The organism is Acinetobacter sp. 226-1, assembly GCF_030329325.1.
Taxonomy (GTDB): domain Bacteria; phylum Pseudomonadota; class Gammaproteobacteria; order Pseudomonadales; family Moraxellaceae; genus Acinetobacter; species Acinetobacter sichuanensis.
Genome location: NZ_JACANU010000006.1, coordinates 131,892 through 155,584 on the forward strand (window position 1 = coordinate 131,892; position 23,693 = coordinate 155,584).

The window sequence follows — 23,693 nt, forward strand, 5'->3', positions numbered from 1 at the left end:
TTAAAGAAAAGTTATTTCAATTTGGTGATTTTTTCGACTTCTTTCATTGTTTGTTTAATAGGTTCATAGTCCAAGAACCACAGTAGATTGACGTGCTGATTTTTATGTTGTTGTGCCAACATATCAATCACACTTCTTTCACCACGCCCAACCAAATGGCGTCGATAAAAATAGACCAATAATGCAATTGTACAAATCAACATTGCTGAGAGCATAATCCAAAAGCCTGATTGGTTTTTGAGACCGGGGATAAATTCAAAATTCATCCCATATACACCTGTCAGTAAAGTTAAAGGTGCAAAAACTGCGGTAATGATCGCTAAAATACGCATATTTTCATTGGTTTGGTTCGCAATGGCTGAAAAATGCAAATCTATTGCAGCTTGAATAGCACTACTTAATCGCGTGGTATATTTTTGAATTCGTTCAACATGACTGACTAAATCATCAACACGAACTAAAATAAGATCTTGTTTATCAGCCTTTTTTTTACCTTTTAAATGTGAATAATTTTCGACAATTTCATCCCTTACTTCTTGTAAAGCATCAATTTGTTCCTCACATAAATTTTCAATTTGCTGAAAAACCATCATCTCTTGAAAAAGTTGATGCCATTTAGAAAATCGACGATTGCCTTGTAAAAGTTCCTGTTGCCAAAACTCTACCCTTCGTGTCAAAGGTTTACGCAAATCTAAATAACCATCAACCATGCTATTTAATAAACGTAGCGACAAATCTAAAGGCGTTGAAGGTAATTTTCGAGGCTTATTTTGTTCATCCAATGATTTTGTAAGCATCGCCATAATACGGTTCAGATAACTTTCAAAAGCATGATTTCCCTTTTCATGGATACTGATCAACACTTGCGAAGTCATCACAAAACTAACTGGGGATGAAGTTAAACCAAAAACACTTTCATGCTGTTCAAAAGTACTTCCTACATTAATTTGGTCATCAGGTGTGATTAACTTTCTAAAAATCAATAAGTCATATTCATCCATAGCATCAAAAGCACAAGGATGCTCAAGATTTAAAATGTCACGAATATGATATTCATTTAAATGAATTTGGCTCAGTTCTAGAATTTCTTTTTGCCAAGCTTCAACACGGTTGACGACATCTTCACGCGTACAATCAATCCAGATAAACTGTTGTTCTGTATGTATATTTGGTTGATTTTGAATACATGTATATTGTTGTTCTGGGTGTTGAAAAAAATAAAAAGTTTGCATAATTGCATAAAGCATGTTGATCAAGATTAAACAGCATCATGCCATAAAAAAAGCCTTGAGCAAGCTAAAGTGATCACTATAGCAAAACACAAGGCTTAATTTTTACAATAATACCAAATCAGCTTACTGTAAATTTTTAAAAGATATTACGCTTGGTCAATATCTTTCATAGTTAATTTAATACGACCACGGTTGTCTACATCAGCAACTTGAACTTTGATTTCTTGACCTTCAGCCAATACGTCAGTCACGTTTGCAACACGCTCATTTGAGATTTGAGAGATGTGTAATAAACCATCTGTACCAGGAAGAATGTTGACGAATGCACCAAACTCAACGATACGAATTACTTTACCTACGTAAATTGTACCTGGCTCAACTTCAGCAGTAAGTGCTTGAATTTTAGCAATCGCAGCTTGTGCAGCAGCTTTAGTTTCACCAAATACACGTACTGTACCGTTGTCTTCGATATCAATCGCAGCTTTAGTTTCTTCAGTGATTTGACGAATTGTTGCACCACCTTTACCAATCACATCACGGATTTTGTCAGGGTTAATGCTGATCACTTGGAAAGTTGGCGCATGCATTGAAATTTCAGGACGAGCACGTGAAATCACTTGGTTCATTGCATTCAAAATATGCATACGACCTGCATATGCTTGATTCAATGCAACTTCCATAATTTCTTCAGTGATCCCTTCGATCTTGATGTCCATTTGAAGTGCAGTAATACCGTTTGCAGAACCTGCTACTTTAAAGTCCATATCGCCAAGATGATCTTCATCACCCAAGATATCAGAAAGAACTGCGAAACGTTCGCCTTCTTTCACTAGACCCATTGCAATACCTGCAACTGGTGCTTTAAGTGGAACACCTGCGTCCATAAGTGACAATGACGCACCACATACAGAAGCCATAGAAGATGAACCGTTTGATTCTGTAATGTCAGATACGATACGGATCACATACGGGAAGCGGTCAGCTGCAGGAAGAACTGCTTGAACACCACGACGTGCCAAACGACCATGACCGATTTCACGACGTTTAGGACCAGATTCACGACCAGTTTCACCTACAGAGTATGCAGGGAAGTTATAGTGAAGCATGAAGTTGTCAGTTTTAGTACCCGCTAAAGTATCAACCATCAACGCATCACGTGTATTACCCAAAGTTGTTGTTACCAACGCTTGAGTTTCACCACGTGTGAATAATGCAGAACCGTGAGCACGATCTAACACGCCCACTTGTACGTCTAATGCACGAACAGTTTTCGTGTCACGACCATCAATACGTGGTTTACCAGAAAGGATGTTGTCACGTACTGTACGGTATTTAAGATCTTCGAATAATTCGTTAAGGTCATCTGCGATGCCGTCAACGTCTTCTTCTGGAACAAATTGAGCAACTGCTTCAGCTTGTAAAGCATCTAATGCTGCATAACGATCATGTTTGATCGCAATTGTGTATGCTTCTGAGATTTTCGCTTCAAATGCTTCTTTTAATTTTGCACGAAGATCTTCATTTTTCGTAGGCGCAGTCCAAGTAGACTCTGTTGCACCAGCCGCTGCTGCAAATTCTTTAATCGCTTGAATAGCAATTTGCATTTCGTCATGACCGAAAAGCACAGCACCTAGCATTTGATCTTCTGAAAGTTCTTTCGCTTCAGACTCAACCATAAGCACAGCAGATTCAGTACCTGCAACTACAAGGTCAAGGTCAGACTCTTTTAATTGCTCATGATTTGGGTTAAGAACGTATTCACCGTTGATTAAACCTACACGTGCGCCACCGATTGGACCACGGAAAGGTGTACCAGCGATTGCCAATGCAGCCGAAGTACCTAACATTGCAGCAATGTCCGCTTCCATTGTTTTATCAGAAGATACAACAGTTGCAGTCACTTGGATTTCGTTATAGTAACCTTCTGGGAACAATGGACGAATCGGACGGTCAATTAAACGAGAGATTAAAGTTTCAGACTCTGAAGCACGACCTTCACGCTTACCATAACCACCTGGGATACGACCCGCAGCATATTGTTTTTCTTGGTAGTTTACTGTAAGTGGGAAAAAGTCTTGACCCGCTTTAGCAGTTGGTTGAGCAACAACAGCAACCAAAACGGTTACGCCGCCCATTGTGATCACAACAGTATTTGCTTGACGAGCAACACGACCCGTTTCAAGTACAACTTGGTATTGACCATATTGGAATTCTTTACGAATTACATTAAACATTGACATGTATTTTTGTTTCCTAGTTCTTTTGAACAGTTATTCTAGTGGAGACCCCTAAGGTTTGGCATTCATATCAACCGCATAAATGACAAAGCTTAGAAGCCGACCTCACTAGACAATCATTTCTATAAAAGCATCATTTTAGACACGAAGAAGGAGCGAATATTCGCCCCTTCTATTATCTAGACAAAGCTAGATATACTTTAGTTTTCATCAGTACAGCACAAAGCATGCAATAATCCGAAAATAAAAGTTTAATCGAATTAACGACGTAAACCTAAAGCAGCAATCAAATCGCTATAACGAGTAGCATCTTTACCTTTAAGGTAGTCAAGAAGCTTACGACGTTGGTTAACCATACGGATCAAACCACGACGGCTGTGGTGGTCATGTTTGTGATCTTTGAAGTGACCTTGTAAATCATTGATTTGAGCAGTCAATAAAGCTACTTGTACTTCTGGTGAACCAGTGTCATTTTCAGCGCGAGCGAATTTTGCGATGATCTCTGCACGATCTGCGTTTGTTAAAGCCATTCGATTTCTCCGAGATGCTTGTAAATATTTGATAAAAATCAATTTAATGCTAAACACTAAATTTGACTGCCGTGCATCACTACAGCAGTCGCCTATTTTAAAGGAACTACCCTGAGATTGCAAAATTATCGTCAGGATATTTCAGTCATACCATCATCATCTTGCAAATTTATGACATGTATACGGCATTTAGGACACTGACAATAAAATCGAGCAAAGGCAGACTGTTCAATAGAAAAATAATGATGGAATAAACTGTGAAAATATTTTCAACCAATACCTGTTATGTACCCAAAGACCTAAGCCAAATTATGCAATCCAAAGATGAGGTTGTAGCAGAACGTGCTGGAATGACCGAAAAACAAGTTCATAAAATTTGGTCAAGTATTGAGTCGCTTTACAAAACGGGAAATCATCCTCTAATTAGTGTTTGTTTACGCAGAAAAGGGCAAATTGTTCTTAACCGTAGTTTAGGCTATACACGAGGCAACACCGCACAAGGCTTAGCCAATGATGCTGTCATTGCCAACCCAGATACACCAATTTGTTTATTTTCAGCTTCAAAAATGATCACTGCAATGCTCATCCATATGTTGGATGAAACAGGTGAAATTAATCTCCTTGACCCAATCAGCTACTATATTCCTGAATATGCACAAAATGGAAAACGTCGTGCTACCATTTTCCATTTACTCTCGCATCGTGGAGGCATTCCTCGCGTTGAAGCTGAAGTTACACCAGAATTATTATTTGATAAAGAACAAATTTTACAACATCTTTATGCATCAAAACCGATTTCACCTGCGGGTGCAAATCTTGCTTATCATGCTGTCACTGCGGGCTATATTTTAGGTGAGCTGATTGAACGAGTAACAGGACAAGATTTACGTCACTTTTTACATGAACATATTGAAAAACCAATGGATATGCAATTTTTCAATTATGGTTTAAAAACTGAATTCCGTGATCAAGTCGCACTCAACACCGCAACGGGCATTCATCCTAAACTGGGTACAGATCTGTATTTAGATCATGTTTTAGGTGGAGGCTTAGAACTGGCTGTGAATGTGACTAATGATCATCGTTTTATGGATACCATTTGCCCTGCTGGAAATATCTATACCAGCGCAGAACAAGCCAACCGTTTCTTTGAAATGTTACTCAATGGCGGAACTTATAAGGGCAAACAAATCATGAGTCCGCAAACTGTATTTCGTGCAACTTTGCCAACCTCAACCACGACGATTGATCGTACACTTTTAGCACCGATGCGCTATGCACTTGGACCTATGTTAGGGAGTAATCCAGTGGGTATTTTTGGACCACATACTGGTCAAGCATTTGGACATCTTGGTTTTTCAAATATTTTATGTTGGGCAGATCCTGAACGTGATATCAGCGTCAGTATTTTAAATACAGGAAAATCTGTTGTAGGTACGCATTTAGCAGCATTAGCTAATGTATTACTACAAATTTCTAGCCAATGTCCAAAAATCCCGAAAGAACAGCGTCGTGGTCTATTTGGTACAGATGCCACTGAAACTGAAATTGTATAAAGTAAAAAAAATCAATGATTTGTTCAATATTTTTATCAAATTTCATACTTATTATTAAGTTTAAATAAAGAAAAAGCCCTTAGATTACTCTAAGGGCTTTCCTTTGCGCTGTAGTTTCTTATTTTCTGGTTGTTATTATTTTATTTATTTTTATTGTTATCTCATGATTTCTTATTACTATGTTTTTGTCCCTTATTTATCAGTTTTCTTAAGTATTTCCCTATGTGTGTATGATGCCACATTTAAAGTATGATAAAAGTCGCATTTATCTTATCTTTTTGTAAGAAATATCGTACATTTTGTATTTTTTGTAACATAATTATAAATATTTTAGATATAAAAAAGCCCTGTAGTCTCTCCCAAAACTACAAGGCTTAGCGGCTGTAAGTTTCCTCTTTATGCCTTACTTCATGTAAGCTCGCAGTCTCTCGACTTTAAATTATTATTATTTTGCGATTTTGCTTAGTGTTCCTTACCAAGCTCTTTATAGGACTCATCATCTCAAAAAGTTACACAGAGCTCTATGCGTCAATATCTCGAATTTATGTAAGCAATTTCTTACAAGATACTTATTGTAAATTAAAACTTAATAATAAATCTTAAGTTTTAATTTTTTTAACTAATCCGCTTTTTCGCTGTGTCGCAACCGTCAATGCTTTATAAAAAGCATTTTCTTCAACTAACAAACTCACAACCGTTTTCGCACGAGTAATGGCTGTGTAAAGTAGTTCTTGGCTAAGTAGTTTTTGTGCAGAAGCATCCAAAACAACCATCGTATGTTTAAACTCTGAACCTTGTGATTTATGAATGGTTAAAGCAAATGCCGTTTGAATGGATTTTGGTAAACGCGATGCCAGTACCCACTTATCTAAGCTCGGAAAATACACTTCAAACTGATCTGCATATTGGCGATGTTTAAAACATACACCAATATCACCATTAGATAAGCCCAATTGATAGTCGTTGTAATCCATCATCACAGGACGACCAACATACCAATCCCCTTGTTTATAAAGTTGTGGAATGGCTTTAAATAATGCTTTTTCAATTTCGCTATTAATAGTTCTTAAACCTAAAACACCATGATGAACTGCACTTAAAATACGATATTGGTCAAATGCTTGTATCACGGTTTGCACATGTTGAGTGGACATCGTATCTGCTAAATAGGTTTTTAATGCATCAAAATATGAAGAAAATCCTGCACTTATTTTTTGATAATAACCTTCTAAAGCTTGTGGCTGAATATTTTCAGGCAAATATTCAAGTTGAATAAAATCATTCATCTCTGAGTTAAGAGCAATCGGAATAATTTCAGATGCTGCAACAACTTGCTGTTCAAAATCCTTTAAAACATGATCTGAAGGTTGAATATGCTGTTTTTGTTGTTGAATAAAATTAGCGAATTTACCAATAGCAGCATCTTGTTTAAAACGATGTGTATTGACTAAATTGACTTGATTTTGCTGTAGCATTTTAACATTTTGCAAATCTGCAAGTACTGATCCGACATCCACAGACGCCAGTTGATTTGCATCTCCCAATAAAATCAAACGACATTGTTCAGGAACAGCTTCTAATAATAATGTGGCTAAATTTAAGTCCAACATAGATGCTTCATCAATAACAATCACATCATAAGGTAAAGGCTGTTTTAAATAAAAACGTGGAATATGTTGATGCCCTAAACCCAATAAGCGGTGAATTGTTACAGGCGTGAATAAATCTAAATGCAAACCAAAAGGTTCTAGTTTGGGGTCAGTTAAGGACTTTTGTAATGCTTCGCCCATACGCTGTGCTGCTTTACCTGTAGGTGCTGCCATTGCCACACGAAGATCAGGTAAAGTTTGATGAAGTACCGCAATAATACGCGCTAAAGTATAGGTTTTCCCTGTTCCAGGTCCACCTGTAATGATATTAAAAGCATTTTCAGCGACCATTTTTAGCGCATTTTTTTGATGAATATCGCTGAGTAAGTCATCAAAATCTTCTAAATCAATAACAGGTATTTTTTGCTTTTTTAAACGAATCACTTGTTGTGCTAAACGTTGCTCAAGCTGCCAATAACGATATAAATATAAATACTCATCATCATAAACAAAAGGTGCAACTTGCGATGCTTGTGCTTGCAGTTCAGACAAACATAAAGAGCCTAAATATTGAGTTGTACCTTGTTCCTGCAATATACAACTGTCACCTTGTAGAGAAGCATCTAAAACTTCACTGATTAATTTAAGTGAAGTTTCCCGTAATTCCTCAGAGATTGGATGCTGACGAACAATATAATTTGTCCAATTTATAATCCATTGAGGATATTGATCTTCTAAAATTTGGCTATTTACCACACAACTATCCTCAAACTTATCTACAATGTTTTCAACAAATTTATCCACAATACAATCTTTTGTTTGTATTGCAATTCATCTAAATAATCATGCAATAGTGCTGAGTTTGTCTTCAGAGAAATAACCCAAAATTGCATCTAATCTTAAAATAAATTCTGAATCAGGTCGCCAATAATAATAACCTTGTTCAGTCTGACCATTCATGCCACGTAAATACAAATAACTCGCACCACCTAAATGCTGATCAATTTGATAGTTTTCAAGTTTCACACTTAAATAACGATGTAATCCAACCAAATATAAAGCAGCTTGTAACCAATAACTGGCATAACTCATACTCTCTTGAATGGCTTGTACATTATATTGTTGTTGGTCTGCACCTAAATAATTACTTTTATAATCTGCGATATGAAATTTTTGACCATCATAAAAAACCAAGTCAATTTCACCTTTTAAATAACGGGCAGAAAAAGCCTCTTTAAATTCAGGCATCGTAATCGCATATTCTTCAAATAAACTATGAATCCGTTGTATGGTAAATACCCGATCTGACAAAGCTAAATGAAACGGAAACTCCGCTAAACGCTGCGATTTTGATAATTGATTTAACTTAAAATGATTTAAAATCGGTGTATCTAAAACTTCACTTAACCATTCTTGTATCAAATCAATAATTTCATTTTCAACTGTACGTGCATCAAGTTCTTGCTTCTCAGGGAATGCACTCAGATATTTTTCAGTTAATGATTCTTTTAAGGTTTTATCTTCATTGATAAAACAACGTCGAATTTCAACATGCCATAGACGCTGATCTTGAAAATCAAGATGCTCAAAAATTTTATGTAAAAAAGTTCCTGCTGTGGTTCCCATTGGAAAATTTTCTTTGATCCATGCGATTGGGGCTGTGGTTGGCACCATGCTTTTATTTTTAATCGGAAGATAGATTTCATCTTCTGCCCCTGCACTACTTGGTTCAGCAACAGCTAAAGCATCCTGAATCTGTTGTCGGGTTAAATGCTGCGCCAAAGCACTAAAACTGGTTTTTGTTCTCGAATAAAAGCGCTTTTTGGGTAATGTCGCTGCATCTAAACGTAGCGTGGTATCGGTATGTTGTGTTTTGAGTTGTACAGGACGTTGACTTATCAGTAGTTCAATCGCACAACCCTCATGCTGAAATGCCTGTACAGGATGCCCTCGCCAAAATGCTAAACCTGTCGTAGATTTTCCGTCATTATCCTGCATCATGGCATATACACGATAACTTGCACGTGTCAAAGCCACATACCATAGACGATGATGTTCTGCTAAAGCACGTGCATCATGTTGTTGAATAGCTTCAGGTTTTAAAATATTTTTATCATTCACAGCGACAACCCGTTGCTGTTCCATCTGTCCTGTGGTGTGATTTAAAGTATCTTGTGTGGAAAAATTTAAACTTTTATTGGGTTCTCTAAAATCTTTATCTGCGCCCAATAAAAATACACATTTAAACTCTAGACCTTTAGACTGATGAATGGTCATCAATTGCACGCCTGCATCATTGGATAACTTGCGCTCTAACTCCCATTCACGTTGCATGGGATCAGTCAGTTGTTTTAAGTACCAATGATATAAATTTTGTGCGCCTTGATAACGCTCACTATGTTGACTCAGCAGCTCTGTTAAATGACGTAAATTGACCACGACACGTTCATTATCACGGCTTTGTTTTGCAACTAAGTTCGTCCAAATATCAAACTTGGTTAATGCATATTGCCAAGCACTTAAAAAACCTTGTTTGAGCCACATTTCCCGAATAAAATCAAACTGTTCAATATATGTACTTAGACCTTCAGCATGCTGTTCTAAAGCGATTAATTTTTTTAAATCAAATCCTAATAAACGACTGAGCAATGCCCGTTTGATTTTAGCTTCATCATAAGGATGCATGATCGCAGTCAATACCGCAGCAACATCTTGTGCTAAAGCCCCTTCAAAAACGCTTTTCTTTGCAGGTCGATTGGTACGAATACCTAAAAACTCTAAAGCAGACTGCACTTTGTCAAGATCGGCATGATTTTTAGATAAAACCGCAATATCATTTTCATCCATTGCCCGATTTGCAGCTTGCTCTACAAAATATAATGTCCCTTGTACACCTTGATTCAGTAACTCTCGAATCTTCCAAGCGACTTGTTCAGCTTCACTATTTTTATCTTCTAATTGCATCCAACGTAATGGGGTTGGATTCACTTGATCTTGATCAATTAAAGCAGGATGCGGACGTTCACCTGCCTGAACAGGTGTATAAATCACCTCTTCACCAAAATCAGCTTGCCGTTGAAATAAAGCATCTACTACTTCAACCAAAGGTTGAACAGAACGATGATTATGAATCAAGTGATATGCATGACCATCTTTGCCAAAAACATCCTGATGGGCTTTCAAAAATGTTAACATATCACCACCACGGAAACCGTAAATTGCCTGTTTACGGTCACCGACCATAATCATACAACCTTGATTTACTCGGCTGCTATGTCGCCAAATTTGTGCCAACATATCATCTTGGTCTTGATTGGTATCTTGAAATTCGTCGACTAAAATCAGGGGATAACGCGCATGAATAAAACTCGCAAAACGTTGCCCTTGTTCACCTTGTAAAGCTTCAGCAAGTGTTCGAATCTGTTGTGCAAAGGTGGTTTCACCTTTTTGCTGTAATACTTGAGGTAAACGTTTTTTGACCTCACTGGCTAAATGATATTGTAAATAACTATCAAGCAGATCTAGACCTTCTCCTAACTGCCCAAAAGCTTCAACAAAATGCTTTAATGCTTGTAAAAATGTATTTTTTTCAAAAGAAGTTAAGACCTCCTCAGAACATTTATTCAGTACTTTTTTTGTCGTTAAATCACTTAATGCTTTTAATGTATGCACCTGACGTGGTGCAAATAAACAATATGCGCCTTGCTTTCGAATTTCCTCGACCAAATGTGCTAAATCTTCAGTCAATAAACTTTGCATTTTGCCTTGATCACGCCATTTTTTTGCAATGATTTTATTGTGTTGCCCATCAGCCAAATAAAAATCTGCCAATGTTGCCGCTTGAGTTAAATCTAGTGTTAATAATGTCTGAATTTCAGTCTCAAATTGAGATAAATCCAAAACAGGTGGCTGAATTTCTTGTAATTTTGCAGATGAAAAATTTAAACTATTTTCTACTACCGCAATATAAGCATCTTGAGATTTTAGTTTTTTATTTAAAATTAAATAATCAATAATATTCTGTGGCTGTTGTTGTATCCATTCACGTAATACATCATGAATGAGTTGATAACTATAACTTTTTGCATCATCCGTTATTTCAGCACGTTCAATTTTTCCACTTTCAAATGCAAACTCACGCAGTAATTTTTGACTAAAACTATCCAAAGTTCCAACAAATAATTCATCGAGTTGATCAATCACTAATTTTAAACGCTCACAGGCATAAGCGACTTGAGTTGAAAAAACAGTTAAAACTTTGGCAAATAAGGGATCACTTTCTTGTTTGGCTTTGGCTAAAACCTGTTGTTCTGTTAAATCACGACAAGCATCAAAATACTGATAAGTTTCCTGTAAACGTCCTCGAATACGTGTTTTTAACTCAGCCGCAGCTTTACGTGTAAAAGTTGTTGCAATTACTTGATTTGGTAAATATTTTTCTAAAAAAATACGCACCATCAAACTTGACAAAGTATAGGTTTTTCCTGTTCCTGCTGAGGCTTCAATCCAATGTAAACCTGAAAATTGCATGTCAGCAATGGGTTGTGTTGAAACCGCCGATGGATGCTTGGCTTTCGCTACTTGAGGAATGGTTTCATCTAAGATCATATTAAAAGATTCCTGATGCATTTTTCATTCCTCTGCCACAGATTGATATTGATAAATAGGTTGATATAGCGCATAAGCATAATGTTCACACGCATATTTCAGCAAAGCTGTCGTATCTTGTTCTTGCAAAATAAACTGCCAATCATAATGCTTTTTACTCCATTCCATTTCTTCTAAAGCAAAAGGTAAAAAGGCATCACTTTTATTCCACTCTTTGAGTAAATCTTCAATATTATCTAATTGTGGTTGCTGTTGTTCATCCATCGACCATTCTAGTGTTTTAGATTTTTCAGCCAATAAAAGTAGTAAGGCGGCAGGTAAAACCAAAGGTTCAGATTGTGCATACAGATAGGCTTTAAACCATTCATCAATATAACGTTTGGCTTGCTGAGAAGTGACACCTGTATTGATCACTGTGACATCACTAAAGACAGCAACACGTCGTAATTTAGCTGACTGCTCATCGCCTAAATTCAGATAGCTTAACCACAAAAGATATTCAAGCCAGACTTTGGTTCGACGTTTTGCACGTCCACTAGATGCATCTAAACTCACCCAGTCCTGTGCAAATTTTTGTGGAACAGTAATATTCATCACGGTATGTGCTTCTATTCGCCACTGACGTTGGGTTGTTTCAGTCACTGCATCGGTATAGATCGCAAGGCGCTCTTTTAAACTATTTTGTTCAGCAATACTGATTTGCCATGCGCTTTGCTGAACTTTACCCACAGGAAGTTGGTCTTGTAACAGTTCAATTTTATGTGCAGTTTCTTCATCTTGCTGCTGTAAATAATCACGAATCTGATAACGCGCCAAACCATCTAAAACTAAAGGTTCAGACTGTGCAGGTAAGTCCTGTACTTTTAAGTTTTGTACACCTAAAGTCTTTAAATATAATCGCGCAGGGAAAGTCAGATCTTGAATCCATTGTCCTGCTTCTAAAATGGTCATGCTTTCTTGTACAGCAGGATAAGGCGTATTTACCCATGCTTCACGCTGACTTAAATGTGCTGATTGTTGTAAATATTTTGCGACTTTGTACCACTGATCTTGATAGCGTACAGCACTATTTTCGACAAAACCTTGAGGCTCAAAGGGTTGCAACTGATGAATATGATATAAAGAGCGTAAGTTTTCAGGAATTTCTATGACCTGTTCAGATGCAGATACACTCTGATTTTTTGGCATTTCACAAATCAGTTGTAAATGAGCAATCAACTCTTGCAAAACACTTGAAGGATCACGAACTTCGCTATCATTGACATCAAAACCATTATAAAATAACCAGAGCGCGTCTTGTGCTAACAACAAACTGTCTAAAAATGCACCCTGATCGTCTTCTAAACGAGAACGATCACCCAATTGCGGACGGAGTAACTCCATTAAGTCAAAAGGAATATGTTGGTTTCGGTTTGGAAATTTGCCACTGTCTAAATTGAGTATGACTACAAGTTTATAAGGCAATGGACGAATTTGCCCAATTTGACTAAATGTAATATCACCCGTTGGTAATGTTTGTTCTAATTGCCCAGACAAAGCATTATGAATTTCAGCCAGTACGTAAGTTAAAGGTAAATGTACACCTTTTAGATGCGTTACATATTGCTGTTGATCCTCTAAACGCAAATAAGAATGTCGCAACATTTTTTGTTGTAAACTGATGGTTTCTTTTACTGCTTTCAAAATATCAACTTTGGCATGAATAAATTGATTTACTTCATCAATTAAAATACCTAGCCATTCTTCGACACTATGACCTTGTCCTGATTCATGTTGAGTTAACCAATAACGACGTGCTGAAAAATCTTGATAAATCTCAATCAACTGCCCAATCAACTCAAAATCACTTGACCGAACATATTGATAGCTTAAAGTTTGCTCAAAAACAGCATGCGTTGGAACTGCCACACCTAAAGCTAAACGATCTAAAGCAAATTTAAAGCTAAAACGGAAATCCTGATCATCCTCGCTCAACGTTTGTTGTAAATGTTCTGCATCAAAACCACGCTTAAATCCTGCTTGAATGAGTAACTCCAACATACGTTCAGTATTTTGTACATCCAAACCATAACGTAGTTGAGTCGCTTCTAAAGTTAACCAATCTGAAAAATCTTCAATGCTAAAACGACCTTGTGACCACTCAATTCTGCCCAAGATCGCGCGCCATGCATTTTCCACATCAAGCTGCGTCACCCCTGCAATTTTAGCAGGCACATGAATACTGTCCTGATGGGGAATATGTGGAAATACACTCCGAATCAGAGGTTCAATTTCAGTTAAATGCGGTGTTAACACCAAAATATCACTTGGACGGCGTGGTTGCTCGGGTGTTCCTTGCGCTAACCAGTGAATCAACTGTTCTTTTAATACTTCAAGTTGACGCAAAGTTGAATGACAAACATGAATTTGTATAGATTGATCTTTGAGGTCTAATGGATAGCTATGTTCTTGTGGTTCAATAAGATATAAAATATCGGACTGTAATTGACTCAGTAAATTTTTTGGCTCTTCATTCACAAAAGCATCAATCCACTGTCCTTCTTCTCCTGAAGATAACTGTGAAAGCAAAGAGAAATGATCACGTGCTTGCTTACCAAAACGAGTGAGCAATGGATGGCGTGACTCACGAACTTCCGCATTAAAATTTAAAGTAAATTCATCAAAAAAACGTTGTAAATCTGCATCTGTCGCTTTGGGATTTTTTTCAATAAAACGTGCTTTTACACCCAAATCATAGCGTTTTTTCCAATTTGGATCGACACTATCCGCCCAATATTCTTGCGATGGGTTGTAATGTAAAATGATCACATCCAGATATTGACCTAAACGTCTTAAAAAATTTAATTGTTGTGGTGGTAATTCTAATAAGGTAAAAACCACAATTTTTTCAGGTAGATTTTTAAGCGCATCTTCACGCAACTGTGGATGATCAAATACTTGCCAAAATAAGGTATCAATCATTTGCATTTCTGCAAAATCTTCATGAAAAATATGCATCCACAACCAACGTTGCCACTGTTCTAACTCTTGCGCCTGCGCAAGACGAAATGCTGAGACTTGTTGATCGGTTTTTAGAAATTGTTGTTCAATATTGAGCGCTTGCCCTCGTCCCCATTGCCCTAACCAATTACTTGGACAAGTACAAAGATCACGGCAGCCCCGTTGGCATTGCCCACGATAAACCATGTAATAATTAAATAATAATGAAACTTGTTCTGCGACCCAATATAACATTCCTTGTTTTTTTTGTTGTTTTTCGAGTCCATGCTCAAGTTGTGCAGCCGCATCATAAATACGTTGAATCAATGGATACAGCGGATGTTCTGGGGCTAAATTATTCTCTTTCGTTTGAATGAAATCTTTTAAAGTCTGATAAACTCGCCATTTCATAATCAAGCTAGGAACGTTGGCTTTACCGACACGATCATCTTCACCATTCAAAACCTGCTTATAGGCATACCACTGAAAGCCACGAATCCGTTGATGAAATTCAGTATTGGCGCTTACACCACGCTGTTCTGCTAAACGTTGAGTTAACCATTCCTGTATGGCTGGACTAGGGACAATAAAATGTTGTGTTCTTAAAACAGAAAATGGGTCGTTTGAAGGTGCTGTCGCACTTTGTAAAATACCTTGTACCAATACTTCAATAGATTGGCTTTGAATGACATGAATCCCCATACTTCCTCATTTTATAACATTAAAACGAACACAAAATCATAAACTTTCATTACTATACATCTTAAACACAATGTGCCACTTTTAAAGCATTGTTCATACCACTTTTTTTTAATCACTCAGCATATGTATAGATGCTTTTACTCGCAAATATTATAAACAGCTTAATGGAGCGTGAACCTAAATGAAAATTGATAAAATTCCAGATTCGATTGATCCAAATTTAAATTTAGAAAGCATTCGCATAGAATGCATTGAACTTGTTAAAAAACGCTCGTATTTTTCTGCTGGTGCAGCCGTTGTTCCTATTCCTTTTTTTGATGTCGTGATTGATGTCGGGATCTTGTCACAACTCATTCCTGAGATTAATGCACGTTTTGGTTTAGCACCCGAGCAAATCAGTGTATATGACCCAAAAACCAAACAGATTCATTGGAATGAACTACGTAAACGCGGTTTTGAGTTTTCAGGCTTAGTGGTTGCCCGTACAGCAGTCAAATCTTCTTTAAATAATGTTGCTGCAAAAGTCATTACCAAACAAGTCACCAAATTTATTCCTTTAGGTGGGTCTATTATCGCTGCAAGTTTAGGCTATATTGTGATGAAGAAAGTGGCTGAAGCACATGTGGATGAATGCTATAAATTAGCAAAAGGCATTCAAAACAAACAAAAAGAAAAAATTGTAAAATATTCTTAATGATTGAATGAAGGCGGACTCAGCGTCCGCTTTTTATTGCGTGATATAAAGTGCTATTCAGTATATTTGGCTACATTTTTCAAAGATACAGAATTTTTAAATACCCTCTCAATCTGCTTTCAATTGCTTCAATATTGCTTTTAATACTTCAACTCGCGCTGAATATTTATCATTGGTTGCAATCACATGCCAAGGTGCATAAAAAGTATTGGTACGTTGCAACATATCTGCTGCGGCATTTAAATAATCATCCCAATGACTTCGATTACGCCAATCATCTTCTGTAATTTTAAAACGTTTATGTGGTGTTTCTTCACGTGCTTTAAAACGTAATTCTTGTTCATCTTTGCTGATTGCAAGCCAAAATTTTACAATGATATATTGGTTATCTGACAAATCTTTTTCAAAACGATTGATTTCATCATAGGCACGTTGCCATTCAGCAGGTGTTGCAAAACCTTCGATCCGTTCGACCAATACTCGTCCATACCATGTACGATCAAAAATCGAAATTTTTTCATCTTCTAATAACTTTGTCCAAAAGCGCCATAAATAAGGTCGAGCCAATTCATATTTTTCAGGTGCAGCAATGGTATAAATTCCATATTCACGAGGATCAAGTTTTTTGACAATGCGTTTAATTGCTCCGCCCTTACCTGCTGCATCCATGCCCTCAAAAGTAATCAAAACTTTACGTGGATCAAAACGCATAGCTTTAGCTACTTTTTTACTTAAGCTTTTCAGCTCAGCCTTATAATCTTCACTCGACATTTCTGCTGTAGCAGGTGCTAATAATGCTTTGGGAACTTCAGCTTGTTTCCATTTTGTTTTGACTTGTGTTGGATAATGAGGCAAATGTTTTAAGTTTTTTAAAATCGCTTGAGCAAATTGCTGATCGCGTACTTCAGCATCTTCACAATCAATGATCAACCAATCATCGGTAAAACGCTGACGTAATTTTTGTACATTGTCATATTGTTTTTTATTGCGCCAATCTAAACCATGTAATTTGTGCCAACGCTGTTCCTCAACATCCATTTTGTCTAATCTTTTTTGTAAAGATTTCCAAGATAAATCAAACCAAACTTTTATCACATCAACATGGTTATTTTTTAAATCCTGTTCAAAGGCATTCATTTGCGCAACATAAGCATCAAACAAAGTATCATCCATTGGCTCTGACACATGCAGCGCAGTGGCAAGTAAATCACTATACCAATTGCCAAACATGACGATCATCTGCCCTTCCGCAGGAATGTAACGAGCATAAGGCTGCCAAAATGCTTGATTTTTTTGCATCATATAAGGAGGGTCAGCTTTAACACGTAAATAGCGTGGATCAACCCATTCTCTTAATTGTTTAACGGCTTCCCCTTTTCCTGCAAGCTCAATACCACTGACTAAAATCACCAGACTTTTTGCATTTTTTTGCCCACGCGTATTTTTTAAGCCATATTGCGCTTCTATCAAATCTAAAGTGAGCTGACCTGCATCAACAAGTTCAACATTACTTTCAGGTGTCGTCATACTTTTCTCTTTTTATGTTTTTGTACTGATTCAAGTTTACAAATATTTCGCTTCACTTGAACTCATTTTTGTATCAGTTTTATTGATGTTTTACTTGATCATTCCAATGACTGACCTAATTTCAGTCATCTTAAAGCAATATCGTCATGGTTGTTCAGTTAAACTGTGTTTATGATTTTCTTATATATTTCAAATTGAGTTCACACATGTCAAAACTCGCAGCATTAGATCAGCTTTTAGAAGAATATAAACAGTTTAATTACCATCAAGATCCTGTGCTAGAAAAACGTCTGCATGAAGCACAAGATTGGCTCAAAACACGTATTTTAGACACTCATACTGAGTTATTTAACCGCAAAGAAAATAAACTCATGGCTGATTATTTTATCAACCGTTTATATGGGGGTCCTGACTTTGATCCTTTAGCCATACAAATTGAACGATTATTAAAATATGCACATAAGGCTGAAAAAATTATTCCTGAAAATGCCATTAAAACAGGATTAAAATCGATTGGTCTTGCAGTTTTAGCCATGCAACTGGATGAACAAGTCGCAGCACAATTACTCAAAGACTATCCTGCAAACCAAGATATTAATGATGAAATGATGCGCCAAACTTTAATCAAACTTGATCAAGCCGAGCAGCGTCAACAACAACTCAATTTACTTGATGATTTAGGTACAGCACTCGATAAATATATGCGCTCATTTATCATGCATACTGCCTTTAAAATGTGTAAAGGTACTGCACATAAATACAATTTCCAATTGATGTATGAGTTCATTGGCGAAGGTTTTGTGGCAATGAAACCAATGAAATCTGCTGCTGATTTTATTCATGCATTTACAACAAAAGAGCGTGAAATTGTCAATAATGTGCATTCAGGACAAGCCAATCCTTTTAGAATATGATAGTGTTTGATTGCATAAATGACAGATGAAATGTCATCTCTTCTGTATATTATTCATAACTATTTGATGATGAAGACTGCAAATTTTTGCAGAATCTGTCATTATGCGATGCAAGAGCAAATTTCCCATTTTTGTGTTCAGGAGTGACTCAGATGTCGAATGAAAACCAAAAGCCAACCCCAGAAGCAGAGTCGGCACAAAACACAGACAACGTGAGTCCATTCTTAACAGAACCGTTACCGCAAGGCGCACTACAAGGTCAACAGCAGTCTTTACAACAACAGTTGACTGACACGCCTGTTTCAGGAACGGTACCAAAATATAATCTGCCACGTGGTGCCAATACAGGCAATGTCGGTGCAACCACACATTTCGGTTATCAAACCGTCAGCAGTGAAGATAAAGCACAAAAAGTCGCAGAAGTATTCCACTCTGTTGCAGCCAAATACGACATTATGAATGACTTAATGTCATTTGGTATTCACCGTTTATGGAAACGCTTTGCGATCAATATGTCTGGTGTGCGCCGTGGTCAGCGCGTGCTTGATATTGCAGGCGGTACAGGTGATTTAGCCAAAGTATTCAGCCGTGAAGTTGGTCCTACAGGTCATGTAGTCCTTTCAGATATCAATGAATCCATGCTTAATGTTGGTCGTGACCGTTTGATTGATGCTGGTTGTACCAATGTCGATTTTGTCTTGGCAAATGCTGAAACTTTAGAGCCATTTGAAGACAATAGTTTTGACCTTTTAACCATCAGCTTTGGTCTACGTAATGTGACCGATAAAGATGCAGCACTACAAGCCATGTACCGCGTACTTAAACCGGGTGGTCGTTTACTGATTTTAGAATTCTCTAAACCTGTATTTGAGCCATTCTCAAAACTGTATGATCTGTATTCATTCACGGCATTGCCAATCATGGGTAAAATCGTGGCGAATGACTCGGAAAGTTATAAATATTTAGCTGAATCCATCCGTATGCATCCTGACCAACGTACCTTAAAAGGCATGATGGAAAATGCAGGCTTCCAAAATACCGATTACCACAATTTAACGGGTGGTATTGTTGCGGTACACCGTGGCTTTAAACTCTAAGTTTTCTCCAAAATAGCATAAAGGTTGAATTATGTGGTCCATTCTGGCACTGGGTGCAGTTGAACGACTCATCAATCAATTTATCAATCTGGATGCGATCACTCGCATTCAGTTCAATCAATTACAAGGCAAGTTGCTGCGTGTGGTGATTGATTCACCACAGCTATCTGTTGATGTCTTTTTTGATGAAAATAAAGTCCGTTTAGAACCGACTGTAACTGGTAAAAGTGAAACACCTTCGGTTTTTGAGCAACGTCCTTTTGATCAAAATACAGTCACCACGGAAGCAACTGCAACCTTGCATGTAAAAAACATTGTTGCATTGGCAAAGCTATTTTTAGCTGATGATATTGGCAATATTCCATTGCAAGGTGATTATCATTTATTGCAGGATATTCAACGTATTATCCAACAGGCTGAGCCTGATTTGGCGTCACATTTAAGCCCGTGGATTGGTCCTGCATTGGCACATGAAATTGCCAAAATTCAGCTTGCACCTAAACATTTAAAGCGTTCCCTGCAAAGTCATTTATTCTTTGCCGAGGACTTTTTAAAAGAAGACACAGGTTTATTTGCACCACGCTGGCAAATGGATGATCTGCAACAGGATACCCGTCAACTCAATCAGAATATTGATCGACTTGAAGCTAAAATTCAGCAGCTACAGCAACAACTCAACCCCACTACTCCCTCTCAAGATCAGGTAATGTAATTTATGATTCCGCATATTAGCCGTTTACTCGAACTTTGGCGCATCGCCGCGCACTATAGACTCGACACACTGGTTCCTGCGGAAGAATTACCTGAAAAAGCCCGCCATGCTTTGTCGCTTATTCGTATGCACCCTGCGGCATGGTCAAGCAAAGAGAAAAAGAATCCACTCAAGCTCAAAGAAGCTTTGGAACAAATGGGTCCTTTGGCGATTAAAATGGGGCAATTGCTCTCAACACGCCGTGACTTAATTCCACCTGAAATTTTACAGCAATTGGTTTTATTACAAGATCGAGTGAAACCATTCGGTGTTGATGTTGCCAAAACCCGTATTGAAGAATCTTTAAAAGCCAATATCACGACACTTTTCGCTCGCTTTGATGAGCAACCTTTGGCTGCGGCATCTATTGCACAAGTGCATACTGCGGCTTTGCATGATGGTCGTGAAGTGGTGGTCAAAGTCACTCGTCCTGACATTCGCAGTCAAATTTTAGAAGATTTTGAAATTCTCAGATGGCTCGGTGCAAGTTTAGAAAAACGTTTGGAAGCAGCACGTGCTGTGCATATTTCAGAAATTATTGAGAACTATCGTCAAGTCATTTTGAATGAACTCGATTTGACTTTAGAAGCGGATAATACCCGCCGTATGCGCCATTACTTCACGGGCTCAAGCATGATGTATGTGCCTGAAGTGTATATGGACAGCAAAGACGTGATGGTGGCTGAACGCATTACAGGCGTACCGATTTCGGATATTGCAACCTTTGAAAAACTCGGCATGGATCGTAAAGATCTAGCTGAAAAAGGTTTAACCATTTTCTTTACCCAAGTGTTCCGTGACAACTTTTTCCATGCCGACATGCATCCGGGAAATGTCTTTGTTGAAACCCTGAATCCAAGCAAACCTCGTTATATTGCGCTTGATTGTGCAATTATGGGCGAATTGTCTAAGTCCGATCAGATGACTGTTGCTCGCATGTTACTCGCCGTGATGAACAGCGATTTCATGCAACTGATTCAGATTGTGCATCAAGCAGGTTGGATTCCACCGGGAACTGATCAAGATGCGCTTGCCCGTGAAATGCGTCGCACAGTTGGACCTATGGTGTCTAAGCCGATGCATGAATTGGACTTTGCAGGCATCCTGATTCAGGTCATGGATATCGCCCGTCGTTTCCATTTGGAAATCCCACCACAACTGATGTTATTACTGAAAACATTGGTACATGTGGAAGGTTTAGGTACAGATCTTTATCCTGATTTGGACATTTGGAGTCTGGCAAAACCGATTCTGACCGAATGGGTTAAAGCGCAAATGAATCCGCAGAAAAACTTAAAAGAATTAGGACAAAAGATTCCTGATTTACTGTTAGGTGCACAGGATTTCCCGACCTTAATGATCGACAGTTTAAATGGTTTAAAAAATCAATCAGCATGGCATGCAAAACAATTACATGAATTGCAAATGATGCGTTTGGAAGTGGAACATCAACAAAAACGCAGTTGGATGTTCGGTAGTATCATGGCAATTTTCTTATCTATTGCGATTATTGCACCATGGTATATTTCTATTGTGTTGATTGTATTGGCAAGTGTTTTAGCCATTTGGCGGATTGCGAAGTAAATCTTTTGATTGAGCATCTTGTTTAAAAGGTGCTCAATATTTTAAAATCAAGACAATAATAAATTAACTCAAAGAAAATAATGAAAAATAGTTTTTTATGGGCTGTCTATAGACAAAAGAAAAGTAGCGTTATGTGGATCAGTCTATTTTTGATAGTACCCAATGTACTTAACATTTTTGCTTATTTAAATATTCATAATCATTTTTTTGATTTCACTCTTGCCAATCCAAACTCAACGTTGGGAAAGCTTATTGATAGCAATTATTTCTGGCAAACCACTTTATTTAACTTCATTCCATTTTTACTATTAATATCTGTACCGCAAAAAAATCTTATTCGTCTATTCAATTTTTGGCTTATTCTTGCAACCATGTATTCTTTAATTAATAGTTGGTATATCAATACTTACTCTATATTTTACGTTACATGTTTCTATTTGATATTCCGTGACATAAATAGGAAAAATGAAGAATTAATGGCGACTTATATTCAAAGAATTTGAATAAAATATTTAATGACTCCTAAGTCACCCACTGAAACCTATCGCCATTGTCCTGTCACGGCTTATTCCTAAAATACTCACATCCGTTTGAGTGAGTGAAACCATGACCCAAATTTTACAAAAACGCCCTGCTGCATTAACAATTCAAGCAGGCTCACTTGCCAAACAACTCATAGAAAAAGAAGGACTACAAGCACATCATGTCGACATGATTCCCGGTGCGGCAGGTGGTCCAAAAGGCATTGGTTTAATGGGTCTTGACCAAGCCATCTTTGCTGAATTTCTTCCTCAAGCCAAACAACGCCGTTTTTTAATTGGCTCATCTGTGGGTGCATGGCGTTTTGCAGGGATTATTGCCCAAGGTGAAAAACTCGGACCTGAAAAACTGGCTGAGTTATATATCAATTTGCCCTTTAAAAAAGGCATGAAAATAGCAGATATCGAAAAAATATCACGTGATATGTTGCATGGTATTTTAGGCAATAAAGCTGATCAATTGGTTCATCATCCTGATTATCATTTGACGATTATTGCAGCAAAAGCTGAACATTTATTTCAGAGTGATCAAAAGCTTGCGCTATATAGTTCCTTGCTTGGGATTATCGGTAGTAATGCGATTTCACGTGATCATTTAAATAAATTTATGCAACGTGTGATTTGTCAGCCAACTGATTTTCCACAGTTTAAAATTCAGGATGATGCATTTAAAACCCATTACATTAACTTTAATACCGACAATGTCGCCGATTGGCTCATGGCTTCGGGTTCCATTCCTGCGGTCACCCCTGCGGTGAAGAATATTGTTGACGCACCTAAAGGGGCTTATCGTGATGGCGGTTTAATTGACTATCACATTGACTTGCCTTTTGAGAGTAAAGGCATTGTTTTATATCCCCATTTTACCGATAGCATCACCCCAGGTTGGTTCGATAAGATGTTTAAATCGCGCAGAGCCAATCCACAAAATCAGGCACGTACTTTGCTGATTTCTCCCTCTCAAGAATATTTACAATCATTGCCTTTAGGTCGTTTACCTGACCGTAAAGATTTTGTTTTAAAAGGCTTGTCTGATGCTGAGCGTAAAAAATTATGGAAGCAAACCGTGGCTGAAAGCCAGCGTATGGGCGATGAGTTTCTGGAATTGGTCGAAAAGCAGAATTTTACGGAAGTGATGCAAGGTTTGTAATTCA

At 37.5% G+C, this 23,693-nt stretch carries 14 protein-coding genes; 7 read left to right on the forward strand and 7 right to left on the reverse strand.

Annotated elements, in window-relative coordinates:
• Positions 1-11: 11 nt before the first annotated feature.
• From HX124_RS11565 to rpsO, 3 genes are all read right to left on the reverse strand, one after another.
• A complete protein-coding gene (locus HX124_RS11565) occupies positions 12-1,232 on the reverse strand; it encodes a magnesium transporter CorA family protein (RefSeq protein WP_286383212.1) in 1,221 nt (406 codons plus the stop codon).
• 146 nt (positions 1,233-1,378) lie between these two features.
• A complete protein-coding gene (pnp, locus tag HX124_RS11570) occupies positions 1,379-3,466 on the reverse strand; it encodes a polyribonucleotide nucleotidyltransferase (RefSeq protein WP_286383213.1) in 2,088 nt (695 codons plus the stop codon).
• Between the two features lie 263 nt (positions 3,467-3,729).
• A complete protein-coding gene (gene rpsO / locus HX124_RS11575) occupies positions 3,730-3,999 on the reverse strand; it encodes a 30S ribosomal protein S15 (RefSeq protein ID WP_107009217.1) in 270 nt (89 codons plus the stop codon).
• Positions 4,000-4,256: 257 nt separating this feature from the next.
• On the opposite strand from rpsO, the gene HX124_RS11580 reads away from it, so the two are divergent.
• The gene (locus tag HX124_RS11580) at positions 4,257-5,555 is read left to right on the forward strand and encodes a serine hydrolase domain-containing protein (protein WP_286383195.1); all 1,299 of its coding nucleotides are present in this window, start codon (positions 4,257-4,259) and stop codon (positions 5,553-5,555) included.
• Between the two features lie 599 nt (positions 5,556-6,154).
• Here the strand turns inward: HX124_RS11580 and recD are convergent.
• The 3 genes from recD to HX124_RS11595 form a co-directional block, all read right to left on the reverse strand.
• Positions 6,155-7,900 carry an exodeoxyribonuclease V subunit alpha gene (gene recD, locus HX124_RS11585; RefSeq protein WP_286383214.1) on the reverse strand — a complete coding sequence of 582 codons (1,746 nt, stop codon included), beginning with the start codon at positions 7,898-7,900 and terminating at the stop codon, positions 6,155-6,157.
• An 87-nt stretch (positions 7,901-7,987) separates the two neighbouring features.
• Complete coding sequence (locus tag HX124_RS11590; RefSeq protein WP_286383215.1) at positions 7,988-11,752, reverse strand: UvrD-helicase domain-containing protein; 3,765 nt, start codon at positions 11,750-11,752, stop codon at positions 7,988-7,990.
• Positions 11,753-11,776: 24 nt separating this feature from the next.
• Positions 11,777-15,433 carry an exodeoxyribonuclease V subunit gamma gene (locus HX124_RS11595; RefSeq protein WP_286383196.1) on the reverse strand — a complete coding sequence of 1,219 codons (3,657 nt, stop codon included), beginning with the start codon at positions 15,431-15,433 and terminating at the stop codon, positions 11,777-11,779.
• Between the two features lie 181 nt (positions 15,434-15,614).
• On the opposite strand from HX124_RS11595, the gene HX124_RS11600 reads away from it, so the two are divergent.
• Entirely contained in the window at positions 15,615-16,127 is a 513-nt protein-coding gene (locus tag HX124_RS11600; protein WP_286383197.1) for a hypothetical protein, read from the forward strand.
• Positions 16,128-16,235: 108 nt separating this feature from the next.
• Here the strand turns inward: HX124_RS11600 and pap are convergent, their stop codons facing one another.
• Positions 16,236-17,654, reverse strand: a complete 1,419-nt coding sequence (gene pap, locus HX124_RS11605; RefSeq protein WP_286383198.1) for a polyphosphate:AMP phosphotransferase — start codon at positions 17,652-17,654, stop codon at positions 16,236-16,238.
• A gap of 206 nt (positions 17,655-17,860) precedes the next feature.
• Between pap and HX124_RS11610 the strand changes: the two genes are divergently transcribed.
• From HX124_RS11610 to HX124_RS11630, 5 genes are all read left to right on the forward strand, one after another.
• The gene (locus HX124_RS11610; RefSeq protein ID WP_286383199.1) at positions 17,861-18,568 is read left to right on the forward strand and encodes a DUF8198 family protein; all 708 of its coding nucleotides are present in this window, start codon (positions 17,861-17,863) and stop codon (positions 18,566-18,568) included.
• 152 nt (positions 18,569-18,720) lie between these two features.
• Positions 18,721-19,665, forward strand: coding sequence for a bifunctional demethylmenaquinone methyltransferase/2-methoxy-6-polyprenyl-1,4-benzoquinol methylase UbiE (ubiE, locus tag HX124_RS11615; protein WP_286383200.1), 945 nt, complete (start codon positions 18,721-18,723; stop codon positions 19,663-19,665).
• A gap of 31 nt (positions 19,666-19,696) precedes the next feature.
• The gene (locus tag HX124_RS11620) at positions 19,697-20,377 is read left to right on the forward strand and encodes a ubiquinone biosynthesis accessory factor UbiJ (protein ID WP_286383201.1); all 681 of its coding nucleotides are present in this window, start codon (positions 19,697-19,699) and stop codon (positions 20,375-20,377) included.
• A gap of 3 nt (positions 20,378-20,380) precedes the next feature.
• Positions 20,381-22,000 carry an ABC1 kinase family protein gene (locus tag HX124_RS11625; RefSeq protein ID WP_286383202.1) on the forward strand — a complete coding sequence of 540 codons (1,620 nt, stop codon included), beginning with the start codon at positions 20,381-20,383 and terminating at the stop codon, positions 21,998-22,000.
• Between the two features lie 606 nt (positions 22,001-22,606).
• Positions 22,607-23,689 carry a patatin-like phospholipase domain-containing protein gene (locus HX124_RS11630; protein ID WP_286383203.1) on the forward strand — a complete coding sequence of 361 codons (1,083 nt, stop codon included), beginning with the start codon at positions 22,607-22,609 and terminating at the stop codon, positions 23,687-23,689.
• Positions 23,690-23,693: the final 4 nt, after the last annotated feature.